Annotated in this window: 8 protein-coding genes; 7 read left to right on the forward strand and 1 reads right to left on the reverse strand. The window is 46.5% G+C overall.

Going from position 1 to position 13,965, the window contains the following annotated elements; translation table 11 throughout:
- Positions 1-256: 256 nt before the first annotated feature.
- Positions 257-2,275 (reverse strand): bifunctional tRNA (5-methylaminomethyl-2-thiouridine)(34)-methyltransferase MnmD/FAD-dependent 5-carboxymethylaminomethyl-2-thiouridine(34) oxidoreductase MnmC, encoded by a 2,019-nt coding sequence (mnmC, locus tag BCT11_RS24490; protein WP_102389514.1) that lies wholly within the window; start codon positions 2,273-2,275, stop codon positions 257-259.
- Between the two features lie 128 nt (positions 2,276-2,403).
- Between mnmC and fabB the strand changes: the two genes are divergently transcribed.
- The 7 genes from fabB (at position 2,404) to folC (ending at position 13,959) form a co-directional block, all read left to right on the forward strand.
- Entirely contained in the window at positions 2,404-3,615 is a 1,212-nt protein-coding gene (gene fabB / locus BCT11_RS24495) for a beta-ketoacyl-ACP synthase I (RefSeq protein WP_038878775.1), read from the forward strand.
- A 317-nt stretch (positions 3,616-3,932) separates the two neighbouring features.
- The gene (locus BCT11_RS24505) at positions 3,933-5,066 is read left to right on the forward strand and encodes a 4-phosphoerythronate dehydrogenase (RefSeq protein ID WP_038878786.1); all 1,134 of its coding nucleotides are present in this window, start codon (positions 3,933-3,935) and stop codon (positions 5,064-5,066) included.
- Positions 5,063-6,076, forward strand: a complete 1,014-nt coding sequence (locus tag BCT11_RS24510; RefSeq protein WP_038878778.1) for an aspartate-semialdehyde dehydrogenase — start codon at positions 5,063-5,065, stop codon at positions 6,074-6,076. Before BCT11_RS24505 ends, BCT11_RS24510 begins: the two co-directional genes overlap by 4 nt.
- Positions 6,077-6,275: 199 nt before the next feature.
- Positions 6,276-10,643: a FimV/HubP family polar landmark protein gene (locus tag BCT11_RS24515; protein ID WP_102389515.1), complete on the forward strand. Its 4,368-nt coding sequence runs from the start codon at positions 6,276-6,278 to the stop codon at positions 10,641-10,643.
- A 90-nt stretch (positions 10,644-10,733) separates the two neighbouring features.
- Complete coding sequence (gene truA, locus BCT11_RS24520) at positions 10,734-11,528, forward strand: tRNA pseudouridine(38-40) synthase TruA (RefSeq protein ID WP_038871331.1); 795 nt, start codon at positions 10,734-10,736, stop codon at positions 11,526-11,528.
- A gap of 195 nt (positions 11,529-11,723) precedes the next feature.
- On the forward strand, positions 11,724-12,650 hold the full coding sequence (gene accD, locus BCT11_RS24525; RefSeq protein WP_045397886.1) for an acetyl-CoA carboxylase, carboxyltransferase subunit beta: 927 nt from the start codon (positions 11,724-11,726) through the stop codon (positions 12,648-12,650).
- Between the two features lie 46 nt (positions 12,651-12,696).
- Positions 12,697-13,959 (forward strand): bifunctional tetrahydrofolate synthase/dihydrofolate synthase, encoded by a 1,263-nt coding sequence (folC, locus tag BCT11_RS24530; protein ID WP_038871327.1) that lies wholly within the window; start codon positions 12,697-12,699, stop codon positions 13,957-13,959.
- The last annotated feature ends 6 nt before the right edge of the window (positions 13,960-13,965 follow it).

Raw genomic sequence — 13,965 nt, forward strand, 5'->3', positions numbered from 1 at the left:
TTTTTAAAATGAGGCTAGGAGGGGTTCTTTGTTCTTAGAGCTCCCCCCTCGAACTCGCCCTTGACAGGGGGAGGATTAATGCGGAGTTCATAACTTGCTCCTCACTTTTTTAAGATGAGGCTAGGAGTGGTAGTTTGTTTTCGGAGCAGCCCCTGACTCCTTCTTGGAAAGATGGATGGACTAAAGCGGGTTAAGAACTTGTTCCTCCCCTTTTTAAGGGGAGGCTAGGAGGGGTTCTTTACGCACTCGAAACGCGTTATAACTCAGTAATCGCTTTACCTTTACGTAGCTTTCTTACCCACATACGGCTAGGGTGCAACTCAGTCAGTACATCAACAGGCAATGGTAATGGGTCGCTACAGATTTGTGATGCCAACACTTCGGCCATTAGAGGCGCAGAACTCAAGCCACGAGAACCTAAACCAAGGAAACAGAATAGGTTAGGGAACTGGTGAATCGCTTCAACGTCTTGTTCTTGTTGATTTTGCAGATCCGCATATTGCGTTTTGATGGTTTCAAAGTCGCCTACGTTACCGACAAATGGCAGGTGGTCACGGCTAACACAGCGAATACCTTGGCGTGATAAATTACCAGAGGTATCTACTTCTTTCGTCCAAGCTTGATTCGGCAGGCACTTCACCAATTTATCTGCATTGTCTTTTTGTGCTTCTTCGTCAAACTCGTAATCTAGATGGCTGCGGTCGTAGCTTGCACCGATGCATAAGTGCTGATTATTCGGGTTAACAGGTGTCATGTAACCGTCGTAACACAGTACCGTTTTCAGCTTAGACAAGGTTTCTGTCGCTGGTACGTGGCTAACTTGACCTTTTACCTGACCCATTGGTAGATCCGCGGTGTGGCTTAGTGTTTGGAATTCACTGCCGTTAGCAACCACTACAGTGGAGTGTTCAAAGCTTTGACTGTTTGCTTTCAATGTCCATAGTTGGCGCGCTTCACCCCAAGTTAGTGACTCGACTTGATGCTCGAACTTCACTTCAAAAAGTTCTGTTTTCTCCAGTTGAGCAATCAAACCACGGGTCAGTTCTGCAGGGCATAACCAACCGCCAAGAGGGTAATGAACCGATGCCATATCGATCGGCAAGCCAATTTTTTCAGCCGTCTCTTCAGCAGATAGTTTATGAATTAACTCTGGCGTGAAATTACCAGCAAGCATTTTTTCCAACTTGTCTGCAGATTTGTCATCCCACATGAGTTGCGTGATGCCGCACCAATCGTGATCGAATTGGATATTTAGCGCAGCCTGGTCAACAAACTGACGGGCAAACAAAAAGCCCGGAGCAAACACACGAGAAACTCCTTTGTGGGGACCATTTAATAATGGGTACACTGCGCCTTGGCGGTTGCCTGATGCGCCTTCTGCGGGTTGAGCGTCTTTGCAGTAGAGTGTGACATTTTGACCGCGGCGAACCAGCGTTTTAGCCAAAGCCGCGCTAGCGATGCCGCCACCAATAATCGCGATGGAATCATGATTGGTCGACGCAGTGCGGTTAAACCAAGGTAGATGGTTTGAATGCGCTTCACGCTGCTCCATCGAGCCCGCGATCATTTCGCGTTTGGTGCCGAAGCCTTTGACTTTCTTCATTGCAAAGCCCGCTTCGTTTAAGCCGCGACGCACAAAGCCCGCTGCCGTGAAGGTTGCTACCGTACAATCCTGTTTCGCCAATTTTGCCATGCCGTTGAATAGGTTTTGGTTCCACATTTCTGGGTTTTTGCTTGGTGCAAACCCGTCTAAGAACCAAGCATCAATCAAGCCTTGCTCCCCATAAGGAACAAGCGGCATGCAATCTTTTATATCGCCAAACCAAAGGTCGAGCGTGATGGCGCCGTCTTCTAAAATAATGCGATGACATTCAGGCACTGCGGCTGGGTAGTGCTGTTGCAGCTTTTCGGCAAATTCTGCCAACTCTGGCCAAGATTGATGTGCTTTTTCTAGATCAGCTTTGCTGAGTGGGTACTTCTCAAAACTAACGAAATGCAATTCTTTTAACGCTGCCTCTGGATATTCGCGACGAAATTCGGTAAACCATTGCCACACGGCTAAGAAGTTCAACCCCGTGCCAAATCCGGTTTCGCCAATAACAAAGCGTCTTTGGTCAAATTCCTGCCATCTTTCTGGTAGATGATTTTGTTTGAGGAACACGTAACGCGTCTCTTCGAGACCGTTTACGTTGGAGAAATAAACATCATCAAATTGGTCAGAAACCGGTGTACCAGCTTCGTTCCAACCAAGTTCTGCGTTTTTAATCGAAGTCATAATGGTGCAAATATGTGATTTGGCGCGGTTAGAATTCGGCAATTGTACGAATTTCTGGGAAAGCTGACCACTTTTGTTGACTATCTTAGTTATTATCTAGCGGATTTTTGAATTATAGGAATGTCATAATGAAACGAGTCGTAATCACCGGTATGGGTATTGTTTCAAGTATCGGTAACAACGTCGAAGAAGTTCTAGCGTCTCTTAAAGCGGGCAAATCTGGCATCACTGCGTCTGAGCAGTTTAAAGAAAACGGTCTGCGTTCGCAGGTATGGGGTGATCTGAAAATCAACCCAGCAGAATTTATTGACCGTAAGCAGATGCGCTTTATGGGTGATGCGGCTGCTTATGCATACCTATCAATGCAGCAGGCGATTGAAGACGCTGGTCTATCTGAAGAACAAGTTTCAAACGATCGTACAGGTATCGTTGCTGGTTCTGGTGGTGCTTCTGCATTAAACCAAACAGTGGCAACTGATACGATGCGTGCAAAAGGCGTAAAACGCGTAGGTCCATACATGGTGCCGCGTACTATGTCTTCAACAGTATCAGCGTGTCTTGCAACACCATTTAAGATTCGTGGTGTGAACTACTCAATGAGCTCAGCTTGTGCAACATCTGCACACTGTATCGGTCACGCGATGGAGCTTATTCAACTTGGCAAACAAGACATCGTATTTGCAGGTGGTGGTGAAGAGCTAGATTGGTCTCAAACGATGATGTTTGATGCAATGGGCGCACTATCTACCAAGTACAACGAAACACCAGAAAAAGCATCTCGTACTTACGATGCTGATCGTGATGGTTTCGTTATTTCTGGTGGCGGCGGCATGCTAGTTATCGAAGAACTAGAGCACGCATTAGCTCGTGGCGCGAAAATCTACGGTGAGATCGTAGGTTACGGTGCGACTTCTGATGGCTACGACATGGTAGCACCATCAGGTGAAGGCGCAATCCGTTGTATGAAGATGGCAATGCAAGACGTTGATAGCATCGATTACATCAACACGCACGGTACTTCTACTCCTGTAGGTGACGTGAAAGAGCTAGGCGCTATCCAAGAGCTATTCGGCAACAACAGCCCAGCAATCTCTGCGACAAAAGCGATGACTGGCCACGCACTAGGTGCAGCTGGTGTTCACGAAGCAATTTACTCAACGCTAATGCTAGACAATGGCTTCATTGCTCCAAGTGTGAATATCTCTAACTTGGATGAAGCAGCACAAGGTCTAGACATCGTAATGGAAGCTCGTGACGCTGAACTGACGACAGTTATGTCAAACAGCTTTGGTTTTGGTGGTACAAACGCGACATTGGTAATCAAAAAGTACCAAGCATAAGCGACCCAAAGCTAACTGAATTTGTTGGGCTGTGATTCTCTTCGTGGAGTGAACCGACCAACAAACCAGTTTCCAGAGCTTGATCAGGTTAACTGATCGAACAGACGCAGACTTTATCCCAAGGAGAGCGGGATAGGATCCTTTTGTTCTGGAACTTTGCCCGGCTAATTTAGCCGGGCTTTTTCTTTTCTGAAACCTGCTTTTGAAAGTCACTTAGGTATAGTTGTTGAGATTTTTCAAGAAAAGGGCACAATCGCTTTAGCTTCGCATCTTGCGAATAAACGAACTCATACAAATGGATGTTAAACGCTGGCGCTATGAAAATTATTGTTGATGAAAATATGCCGTACGCTGAAGAGCTATTCAGCCAACTCGGTGAAGTGATTCTAAAACCCGGTCGTACACTGACAGCCGATGATTTAGTGGATGTAGATGCGCTAATGATTCGCTCAGTCACCAAAGTAAACGCAGAACTGATCAGCAAAGCAAATAAGCTGAAGTTCGTTGGCACGGCGACGGCGGGCATGGATCATGTTGACCAAGCGCTTCTAAAAGAGAAAGGTATTTTCTTCACCGCAGCACCAGGCTGTAACAAAGTCGGCGTTGCTGAGTATGCGTTCAGCGTCATGATGGTACTTTCCCAACAGCAAGGCTTCTCTGTTTTCGATAAAACTGTTGGCATCATCGGTGCGGGTCAAGTGGGTAGCTACCTTGAGAAATGTTTGAAAGGCATGGGCATTAACGTGCTCATCAACGACCCATTCAAGCAAGAGGAGGGAGATTCTCGCAGTTTTACTCCGCTAGCAGAGTTGATCGAACGTTCTGACGTCATCACGCTGCACACACCTATTACCAAAGATGGCCTACACCCAACGCATCATTTGATTGATGATAAGGTGTTAAATGGTCTTCGTTGCGATCAAATTCTTATCAATGCGGCACGCGGTCCTGTTGTGGACAACCAAGCATTGAAGCAACGTTTAATGAAAAACGATGGCTTCACGGCGGCATTAGATGTATTTGAATTTGAACCAGAGGTTGATATGGAGCTTCTGCCTCTGCTAGCATTCGCAACCCCTCACGTTGCAGGCTATGGTCTGGAGGGGAAAGCTCGCGGTACGACGATGATTTTCAACAGCTACTGTGAGTTCTTAAATAACGAATTACGTGCGCATGCCAGCGATTTACTGCCGACCGCGCCTGTTCCTACAATGGTATTGGACAGAGCATGGGATGAAGCAACGCTGCACAACATCACGCAGTTAATCTATGATGTGCGTAAAGATGACGCTCTTTTCCGCCGCGAAATCAGTAAGCCAGGCTCTTTTGACCTGATGCGTAAAAACTACTGGGATCGCCGCGAATACAGCGCTGTCACGCTAGTGGGTAATGAAACATGCAATCTTGCACCATTAGCAGAACTAGGTTTTCAGGTTGAGGTAAGTCAATGAGCCAGCAATACAATGTTGCCGTATTAGGTGCGACCGGCGCGGTCGGTGAAACAATTTTGGAAGTGCTTCAAGAGCGCAAATTCCCAGTAGGCGAAATCTTCCTGTTGGCAAGTGAACGCAGTGAAGGTAAGACTTACCGCTTCAACGGTAAAACAATTCGCGTTCAAAACGTAGAAGAGTTTGATTGGTCTCAAGCGCATATTGCGTTGTTTTCAGCTGGTGGCGAGTTGTCTGCTAAATGGGCACCAGTTGCCGCAGACGAAGGCGTTATCGTGATCGACAACACGTCTCATTTCCGCTACGAATACGACATTCCTTTGGTGGTGCCAGAAGTTAACCCAGAAGCAATTGCTGAGTTCCGTAACCGTAACATCATTGCGAACCCGAACTGTTCAACCATCCAGATGCTAGTGGCACTAAAGCCTATTCACGATGCTGTTGGTATTGAGCGTATCAACGTTTCAACTTACCAATCCGTGTCTGGTGCGGGTAAAGCTGGTATTGATGAGCTTGCAGGTCAGACTGCGAAACTACTGAATGGTCTTCCTGCGGACAAGAAAGAATTTTCTCAACAGATCGCGTTTAACTGTATTCCACAAATCGACCAGATGATGGAAAACGGCTACACCAAAGAAGAAATGAAAATGGTGTGGGAGACGCAAAAGATCTTTAACGACCCATCAATCACTGTAAACCCAACGTGTGTACGCGTTCCGGTATTTTACGGTCATGCAGAAGCATTACATGTTGAAACTCGTTCACCAATCGATGCACAAGAAGTGGTTAACCTGCTTGAGCAAACGGATGGCATCGAAGTGTTCCACGGTGAAGATTTCCCAACACAAGTGCGTGATGCAGGCGGCAAAGACCACGTAATGGTTGGTCGTATTCGCAATGATATTAGTCATCACAGTGGTGTAAACCTATGGGTAGTTGCTGATAACGTACGCAAAGGTGCAGCGACAAACGCCGTACAAATTGCTGAAGTTTTGATTCGCGATTACTACTAAGCCACGCTGACGAATGAATCCAAAGCCTCGCACACTGCGAGGCTTTTTTGTTCGAACGGCGTAAATTTGTGTGAGATTAGTACGAATATGGTGAGAGCCACACATTTTTTGCCCTCAAAGCTATAGTTTTGCGTGTGTTATCCGATATATTTAACCGATCACCATTTCAAATTGTTTCTAGCACCAAACTGAGCCTTCTATGCGTCAAAATTATAAGCGTTTGTTAGCAGCCCTTGTGTTGATGAGCGCGACTCAGACATCGTCAGTGGTTCAAGCCGAAGGAATTCGACTTGTAGGACCCTCTGGTGAAGTGCAAACGTCTCCTAGCTACGCTGAGGAGATTGAGCGAGCGTTACCTGCTCCGCCTGAAAATAACCAACCGTCGCGCTTTTATGGTCCGACGAATAAAAACGAGACTTTGTGGTCGATTGCTTCTCAATTGCGACCTTCTCGTAATGTTTCTGTTCAACAGACGCTTCTCGCCATTTACCGAATCAACCCTCAAGCGTTTGATAACCAGAATATTCATGAATTGATCCCGGGCAGCCGACTTCGCGTGCCTTCATTAGAGCAAGTTCAGAGTGCTACCACGCCTCAGGCGATTGCCGTGATGAATGCTCATGAAGTTCGATTAGCTCAACAAAAACCAGCAAAAACATCGCCTGTTAAGCCAAAACCGGAAACACCAAAGCCTACGGCTGAAGTTACGAAACCTCAACCTAAGCCAGAAGTTGCTCAAATTGAGCCGTCTAAACCGGAATTGGCAAAGCCAGAACCAATCAAGACGGTTGAGTCTACGACCCCCGTACCTGAAGTCGTGACTTCACCGGAAGGTGAGAAACAAGTAACAGCACTTAAAGATAAACTGCAAGGCTCACAAAGTGAGTTGGACTCTCTCGAAGAGAAGAACCATCGTTTACGTTTGATGCTGTCTGAAGTGCAGAGCGAGGTCGCAACGCTTAAAACTTCGCTCAACGATGAAGAACGAATTCGCTCTGAAGTTGAAAAACTACTAGCGGAAGAACGTCAGCGTCTTGCAGAGCAGCAACGAATGCAGCCAAGTACGATGGACAAGGTTCTGTCTAACGGTTGGCTAGTAGGCCTTGCAGCACTTATTCCAGGTGCATTGATTGCCATGTTAATCGTCATGTTGCTTGGTCGTCGCTCTAAAGAGAAAGAGGAAGAAGCTGCTGCGCAAGAACAGCAAAGTGTTGATCCACTTGCTGCGCCAATCGGATTGGCAGCGGCAGACGAGTTGGATGAAGAATTAAGTCTAGACGACGATTTGTTTGGTGACGATGACGACACGGAACAACTATTCGGCCAAGAAGAAGCGCAGCCAGAAGAAGAGGATGTCTTTGCTAATCTGGATGACGACGATCTCGATTTCAACCTCGAAGGGGATGATGGCGAAGACCCATTCGCGGGGATTGGGGATGATGGCGATCTCGACGTTGGCTTCGATGAATTTGACTCTTCAAGCAATGGCATAAAAGTAAACGGCGAAGAAAAAGCGCTCGGTCTTGAAGAGATGGAGCGTGCACTTGATGATGTCTCTCCAGAGCTTGAAGTTTTGGATGATGACGATGAAGTCGGTTTCGATCTTTCAGATGAAGATAACGCTGATGTGATGTCGGATGATGCATTTGCCGAGTTACTCTCTGCTGACGACCCATCTGAAGAGTTACAAAGTGACGCGGTTGATCAAGCCATGCTTGATGACTTATTTGCTGACCTTGATGGTGACGACCTCAATCTTGATGTTGAGGACGAGAAGCCATCTCAAGTGTCAGAGAGTGCTTTCTCTGCTGGTGAAGCAACCGACGATGACATCGATAAACTGCTTGCTCAGTATGAACAGCCAGTAAGTGCGGATGCCGATGACCCACTACTTGATGAACTAGAATCATTGTCTGGTCTGTCTGATTCAGACTTAGAGCAGGATGATGCATCAGCACTCCTCGATGAGTTGATGGGTGACGACGAAGGTGAATCAATCAATGAGCGAGATCCTCTTGACGATCTAGAAGACATTGCAGGCTTGAGTGAAGAACCTTCCATTGATGAAGACAGCACAGATTTGCTTGACGAGTTGATTGGTTTTGATGATGAGGATGCATCTGACGATGATTTTGATCCACTTGATGAACTAGAGAAACTGTCTGGTTTTGAGGGCGATGACGCATTAGAAGATCTTGATGAAAACAGCGTCGATTTGTTGGATGAGCTACTTGATGACAGCGGCGATGAAACAATAGACGAACAAGAGCCTACGGACGTTGACCCATTCGATGATTTGATTCGTGAAGATGATGAGCCAGAAATCGCGAGTGCGCAGCAGAGTGACGATGACTTATTGGCCTCGTTAGGTTTTGATGATCTTGAGCCAGAAGCGACTCAACCTGCTGAAACTCAACAACAGGTTAAATCTGCTTCTGAATTGGAAGACGAAAAGGCGCTTGGTCTGGATTCAGGCTTAGATATCGATGCATTATTGAACGAGAACCAACCAGAGGTTGAGCCGAAAGTAGATGCTTTGAGCCGCGAATCAGAGGCTGAATCAGCACTAGAACAAACCGTTGAAGATTTTGACAAAGAGGATTTCTTTGGTGATTTAGAAGATTCAATCCCAGAGCACGATCCTTTGATGTCGGAATTGGATGAGTTGTTTGAATCTAATGAAGACGATCTAAAACAAGCAGAGCAAGAGCGCGCCGATTTCGCTGCGGAACTGGATGCGCTTATTAGTGAGCAAGCGACAGAAGAAGATGAGTTAGATTTTGAACCTGAGTTGATTCAAGAACCTTCTATCGAATCAGAACCGCAAGATGCGATCTTAGAAAAAGCGGACTCAGACGTTGAAACATCACTCAGCAAAACAGAAGAAGAGCCCGCGTTCACTCCGACGCCAAACACCGTCGAAAATGAATTTGGTATTCCGCAAGAAGAAGACTGGCTTGTTGATGACATAGAGCCCGAGACGAAGACGGAACAAGAACCCGTAGCGGCAAGTTCAACTGAGACAGCTACCGAAGACGAAGAATTCAACGTCGATGAGCTAGACCTTCCGGAGTTCAACGAAGAAGATGCACTAACGTCAATGGTGCAAGAGCCAGAGTTAGCTGAATCTGAAACCGCTGAACCAGAAACTGCGGCGAATGAGCCGACGGCCGAAGACGAAGAATTCAACGTCGATGAGCTAGACCTTCCAGAGTTCAACGAAGAAGATGCACTAACGTCAATGGTGCAAGAGCCAGAGTTAGCTGAATCTGAAACCGCTGAACCAGAAACTGCGGCGATTGAGCCAACGGCTAGAGAGGAAGAGTTCAATTTTGATGATCTAGAGCTTCCTGAGTTCAGCGAAGAAGATGCACTAACGTCAATGGCGCAAGAGCCAGAGTTAGCTGAATCTGAAACTACTGACCCAGAAACAGCGGCGAATGAGCCAACGGCTAAAGAGGAAGAGTTCAATTTTGATGATCTAGAGCTTCCTGAGTTCAGCGAAGAAGATGCACTAACGTCAATGGCGCAAGAGCCAGAGTTAGCTGAATCTGAAACTACTGACCCAGAAACAGCGGCGAATGAGCCAGTGGCTGAAGATGAAGAGTTCGACTTCGATGATCTGGATCTTCCGGAGTTCAGCGAAGAAGATGCTCTTGCATCAATGGCTGACGAGCCAAGATTGTCAGAGGCAGAAACTTCACAGCCAGCCGCCGGCATGGCGAGCGATGAGGAGTTCAACTTTGATGATCTGGACTTGCCAGAGTTCAATGAAGAAGATGCATTGGCTTCAATGGGCGATGCAGAACTAGAAACGCCTGTAAAGCACCCTGAAGCGTCTCAAACTGTTATTCAATCAGACAATGACCATGATGCTTTGTTTGATGTATTCGCGCAGCCAGAGGCTTTCAGTGTCGAGCCTGATCCCGTTCCCGAAGCACAAGTAGACTTAGAGTCTGAACTCAATGATTTTGAAGAATCTGCAATGGCGAACCTGTTGTCAGAAAACGCAGACTCAGAAGTGTTTGATGGAAAATTGGACAGTGACACCATCGCAAGTGCGGGTATGGATTTCGAAACCATGCTGGATGTGGGCGATGACTGGGATGGTTTTAAACTGTCATCAGACAGCGCGGCGTCAACAACGGAAGTCCCAGAAGATCAAAGAGACGTTTGGAGCTCGACAGAAGCACTTGCGCAACCAGAAATCGCTCAGGAAAACTGGGGTGAGCAGGATGACCTTACCGACTTCGACCCGAAGAAAAATCAATTCATGACGATTGATGAGTTGATGGCTCAAGTGGATAAAAATGGCGGTGACTTCGAAGAGCAAGAATTAAAGCTTGATGTTGGTTTGAATGAGTTCCCTGATGTGATTGGTGACATCGGTGATGTGGATGTAGACACCAACGCAGAAGCCGCAGGTAAGCTTGATTTAGCAAAAATCTATCTAGAAATGAACGATCCTCAAGGGGCGATCAAATTGCTAGAAGAGGCCATCGTCTACGGTGAAGATGATATTCGCCGTGAAGCGAAAGGGCTTATCGACGCCATTAACGGTCGATAAAGAAAAATGGGTAGCAAATGCTGCCCATTTTTGTATCTGGAAGGACTTACGTATATACTTCCCGCCCCATTTTAGAGTTCGAAGGTTAAAATGAGAATCGCATTAGGTATCGAGTATAACGGTACAAATTACTTTGGTTGGCAACGCCAAAGAGAAGTGAAAAGTGTCCAAGAAGCGCTGGAAAAAGCACTTTCTGTAGTAGCAAATCACCCTGTAGAAGTTCAGTGCGCTGGTCGTACCGATGCAGGTGTACACGGCACAGGACAAGTTGTTCACTTCGACACCAATGTAAATCGAAAAATGGTTGCTTGGACAATGGGCGCAAATGCGAACATGCCAAGTGATATCGCTGTCCGCTGGGCGGTAGAAGTACCTGATGACTTCCATGCACGATTCTCAGCGACGGCGCGTCGATACCGCTACATCATCTTCAATCACGCATTGCGTCCTGGCATCTTAAATTCTGGAGTGAGCCATTATCACGGTGACTTGGATGAAAAGAAAATGCACGAAGCAGGACAATACTTGCTTGGTGAGAATGACTTCAGTTCATTTCGTGCAGCACACTGCCAATCGTTGAGCCCTTGTCGAAATATGATGCACTTGAACGTGACTCGACATGGTGACTACGTCATTATCGATATTAAAGCGAACGCTTTTGTTCACCACATGGTGCGTAACATTACAGGCAGTTTGATTAAAGTGGGTCGTGGCGAAGAAAAGCCTGAATGGATCAAGTCACTTTTAGAAGCAAAAGACCGCAAATTAGCGGGTGCAACGGCTAAGGCTGAAGGTTTGTATTTGGTTGATGTGGACTACCCAGAAGCGTTTGGATTACCACAAGTGCCGATCGGTCCGCTATTTTTACCGGATAATTTGAACTAAATTTGCGAATTTGTTTCAAATTATCGGTAGTTTAGACTGGAAATGCGCAGAAACTATGCGTTATTAATGATATCAAAAATAGGTACAACCAGTTTTTTATCTACAGTCGCGGCAAGATATGTTTTAATCCATCCGCAATATTCCGAATTTATATCTTTCGCAATGAAGCGGAAGAATTGAGAGAAAAGGTCTTCCATGAGTTGGCTTGAAAAGATTTTAGAAAAAAGCAACCTAGTAAGTTCACGCAAAGCTTCTATCCCTGAAGGCGTGTGGACGAAATGTACCTCTTGTGAGCAGGTTCTTTACCATGCTGAACTTGAGCGTAACCTAGAAGTTTGTCCTAAGTGTAATCACCACATGCGAATGAAAGCGCGTCGTCGTCTAGAAACATTCTTAGATGAAGGTGAGCGTGTAGAGCTAGGCACAGAGCTTGAGCCACAGGACAAACTGAAATTTAAAGATTCTAAGCGCTACAAAGAGCGTATCTCTGCTGCTCAAAAGAACAGTGGCGAGAAAGACGCATTGGTGGTTATGCAGGGTGAACTGCTTGGTATGCCATTGGTAGCGTGTGCGTTTGAATTCTCTTTCATGGGTGGTTCAATGGGTTCCGTTGTTGGTGCTCGTTTCGTGAAAGCAGTTGACGCCGCAATTGAAAACAATTGTGCACTGGTGTGTTTCTCTGCAAGTGGTGGTGCGCGTATGCAAGAGGCGTTAATGTCTCTAATGCAAATGGCGAAAACCAGTGCGGCGCTTGAGCGTTTGTCAGAAAAAGGCCTACCATTCATTTCGGTACTGACTGACCCAACAATGGGTGGTGTATCGGCAAGTTTGGCGATGCTAGGTGACATCAACATTGGTGAACCTAAAGCATTGATCGGTTTCGCTGGCCGTCGTGTAATCGAGCAAACAGTACGCGAAGATCTTCCTGAAGGCTTCCAGCGTAGTGAGTTCCTGCTAGAGCACGGTGCGATTGACATGATCGTTGACCGTCGTGAAATGCGTCAACGTGTGGGTGGTCTGATCGCTAAGATGACTAACCACAAGTCTCCGATGGTGGTTTCCGTTAACGAATCTCCAAATGAAGAGCCATATTCTGTACCAGAAGTGGACGAAAAAGGGTAAAGTATCAACTAACATAAAAACCAAAGAAATTAATGGTTAAAGTTAGATGACACAAAACGCAATTCCTCAAGCCACATCCACTCTAACGATGTGGCTTGATTATTTAACAAATCTCCACACATCAGCTATCGACCTCGGCTTAGACCGCGTTCAAGCGGTAGCGAAAAAAGCCAACCTCACCAAACCAGCCCCTACTGTGATTACTGTTGCCGGCACCAATGGCAAGGGGTCGACGTGCGCGTTGATGGAAGCGATTCTATTAGATGCCGGCTACTCAGTCGGAGTTTACAGTTCACCTCACCTTATTCGCTACAACGAGCGTGTTCGTATTAACGGCGTAGATGCAGAAGATCGTACACACTGCGAAGCATTCGATTATATCGAGCAACAACGTGGTGATATTAGCCTAAGCTTGTTTGAATTCGGTACGTTGGCTGCACTTCGTATTTTCCAAGTTGAAAAAGTGGATGTGGTGTTGTTAGAAGTTGGCCTTGGTGGTCGATTAGATGCAACAAATGTCGTAGATCATGATGTCTCTGTTATTACCAGCTTGGCTATCGACCATGTGGATTGGCTAGGTGATGACATCAATGTAATTGGCTTTGAGAAAGCGGGTATCTACCGTACTGGTAAACCTGCGATTTGTGGCCAACCGACGCCGCCAGCAACCGTTGCTGCGCACGCTGATGACATTCAAGCTGAGTTCTTCCAAGTTGGCATCCAGTTCGATTACCAATTGACTGAGAAAGGTTGGAAGTGGACCAGTGGAGCGTTTGGCCTAGATGACCTTCCATTGCCTTCTCTGCCCTTACCGAATGCAGCAACTGCTCTGATGGCACTTGGCGCTTCAGAATTGCAAATCACTGACATTAATATCGTTAATGGCTTGAATAATGCTCGCCTAGCTGGCCGAATGCAGGTTTTGCAAACGGAACCAGACATTGTGCTTGATGTGGCGCACAATCCTCACTCTGCAGAATACTTGGTAGAGAAGGTGAAGCACCAATACGTGAATAAAAACATCCATGTCGTGGTGGCAATGCTGCACGATAAAGACATCAAGGCAACAATTGAAGTATTAGCGCCAATTGCAACCCAATGGTACCCAGCATCACTGACTGGCCCTCGCGCGGCAACTGCCGACGAGTTATGTCAATATTTACCCGAAGGGCAGATTCAGTTCCAAACTCCAGTAGAGGCATTTGAGAGCGCGAAAACTCATGCGGCTCATGATGATGTCATTTTGGTGGTGGGTTCATTCCACACAGTGGGTGAAGTGTTGGAGTATTGGCAATCAAATAATGAGTAATCAAAG

It is taken from the genome of Vibrio sp. 10N.222.52.B12 (assembly GCF_002875385.1).
GTDB classification, from domain to species: domain Bacteria; phylum Pseudomonadota; class Gammaproteobacteria; order Enterobacterales; family Vibrionaceae; genus Vibrio; species Vibrio jasicida.

Bases quoted from the DNA above. Each gene is read 5' to 3' on its own strand.
- mnmC (WP_102389514.1), bottom strand. From the start codon at position 2,275: ATGACTTCGATTAAAAACGCAGAACTTGGTTGGAACGAAGCTGGTACA.
- fabB (WP_038878775.1), top strand. From the start codon at position 2,404: ATGAAACGAGTCGTAATCACCGGTATGGGTATTGTTTCAAGTATCGGT.
- BCT11_RS24505 (WP_038878786.1), top strand. From the start codon at position 3,933: ATGAAAATTATTGTTGATGAAAATATGCCGTACGCTGAAGAGCTATTC.
- BCT11_RS24510 (WP_038878778.1), top strand. From the start codon at position 5,063: ATGAGCCAGCAATACAATGTTGCCGTATTAGGTGCGACCGGCGCGGTC.
- BCT11_RS24515 (WP_102389515.1), top strand. From the start codon at position 6,276: ATGCGTCAAAATTATAAGCGTTTGTTAGCAGCCCTTGTGTTGATGAGC.
- truA (WP_038871331.1), top strand. From the start codon at position 10,734: ATGAGAATCGCATTAGGTATCGAGTATAACGGTACAAATTACTTTGGT.
- accD (WP_045397886.1), top strand. From the start codon at position 11,724: ATGAGTTGGCTTGAAAAGATTTTAGAAAAAAGCAACCTAGTAAGTTCA.
- folC (WP_038871327.1), top strand. From the start codon at position 12,697: ATGACACAAAACGCAATTCCTCAAGCCACATCCACTCTAACGATGTGG.